We start from the raw sequence: 1956 nt of genomic DNA, 5'->3' as shown, positions 1-1956 counted from the left end.
GACTCCCATCCAAATTGCCAACACGATTCAACATATCTATAATCTCATTCTATAGTCTTCTAGCGGGAAGGGAGTAACTATGCCGCCAACACTTAAAGAATCCCGCGAACTTCTCCAAGACTTTGAATTCAACAAATTGTTCGTCCAAAAACTCGGTTGGGATAATCCATCATCCCACAAAACCGTACCTGTAGAAATAGAAGGCGAGACTTATTTCCGAAAAGCCATCGCCCAACTTTTAGGAGTAGTTGTATATGAAATTATCGCCGATAGCGGAAATATCCCCAACAGCGCCGAAAGACTGACGATTTATCGCGAAATCGTCCAAATTTCCGCCGAAAATCTGTTGATTTTTATTGATGAAAATCGCACCAAATGTCTCTGGTATTGGGTGAAGCGCGAAGGTACAAAGCTTTATCCCCGCGATCATGTATACGTGAAACGGGAACCTTGCGATTTGCTGCTGAGTAAAGTGACAGCTTTAAAGGTTGATTTAGAAGAATTAGAAACGCTTTCGGTGATTGATGTCGCCCAAAGATTGCAGGCTGGCTTGGATGTCGAACGAGTAACTAAAAAGTTTTTTGAAGAGTTTAAACAGCAACACGTTGAATTTTTAAGTGTGATTCGTGGCATTGACAAAGAAACAGATAGGCGCTGGTATACTTCGGTTTTACTCAACCGTTTGATGTTTGTTTATTTTTTGCAGCGCAAAGGGTTTATCGACAGCGGCAAAATGCTGTATTTGCAGGAAAAGTTAGCCGAAAGCAAGCAGCGGGGAACGGATTTATTTTACTCGCAATTCTTGAAAACACTGTTTTTTGATGGATTTGCTAAACCTCTGGATTTGCGGGAGGAAGGCGTTAAAGAATTAATCGGCGATGTTAAATATTTGAATGGCGGACTTTTTCTCGAACATCCCATCGAACAAAATTATCTGAATATCGCCATACCCGATGCTGCTTTTGAGAAAATATTTAAGTTATTTGCCGCCTATTCTTGGAATCTTGACGATACGGTGGGCGGGAAGGAAAACGAAATTAATCCGGCGGTTTTGGGATACATCTTTGAGAAATACATTAACCAAAAAGCCTTTGGTGCTTATTATACCAGACCGGAGATTACTGAATATTTGTGCGATCGCACAATCAACAAACTAATTCTCGATAGAGTTAACCAAGCAACCACATCTCGTCACTTTGAAACCATCACCGAACTCCTCACCAATCTCGACGCCAATCTCTGCCGCAGGCTGCTAACAGACATCCTCCCAAACTTAACATTATTAGACCCAGCCTGCGGTTCCGGCGCGTTTTTAGTCGCCGCCATGAAAACGCTGATTTACATCTATTCAACAGTCATCGGTACAAGCAAGTTTTTAAATGAGCGTTACCTCAATGACTACCTAAAAGACATCGAAAAAGAGCATACTTCACTGAACTACTATATCAAAAAACGGATTATTAGCGACAACCTCTACGGCGTAGATATCATGCCGGAAGCAGTGGAAATCGCGAAATTGCGACTATTTTTAGCCTTAGTTTCGGCGGCGCAGAATGTCAACGACTTGGAACCGTTGCCGAATATTGATTTTAACATCATGGCGGGCAATTCCTTAATTGGATTACTGCGGGTGGATGACGCAGAATATGAAGGAAGTGGAACTCAGTTAAATTTGTTTCACAAGACATACAGACAAGTATTAGAGGAGAAAAACCGTCTGATTTCTATTTACCGTGATGCGACTACCTATAGTCAAAACTTGCAGAGTTTACGAGATGAAATTGCCGAAAAGAAAGCGCCGGCTATCGAAAATATTAATAAGATTTTGTTGGAAGATTTCAAGGAGTTAAAAATTAAGTTTGAACAAGCACAGGTTAGCGGTAAGCTGTTCGACATCTAAACTGCATTAACTAAGTTACCTTTATTTTTTATTTTTCGGTTCCATTTTATAATTAG

General features: G+C 40.7%; 1 protein-coding gene. It reads left to right on the top strand.

Annotation, left to right across the window (positions count from 1 at the left end; translation table 11 throughout):
* Positions 1 to 79 precede the first annotated feature (79 nt).
* Positions 80 to 1900 carry a DNA methyltransferase gene (locus QUA36_RS31115; RefSeq protein WP_333460152.1) on the top strand — a complete coding sequence of 607 codons (1821 nt, stop codon included), beginning with the start codon at positions 80 to 82 and terminating at the stop codon, positions 1898 to 1900.
* Positions 1901 to 1956: the final 56 nt, after the last annotated feature.

Origin of the sequence: Microcoleus sp. Pol10D4 (genome assembly GCF_036701555.1) — a bacterium.
GTDB lineage: Bacteria > Cyanobacteriota > Cyanobacteriia > Cyanobacteriales > Microcoleaceae > Microcoleus.
Note: the sequence above shows the minus strand (reverse complement) of the source record. Positions and strands in the feature narration are given on the sequence as shown.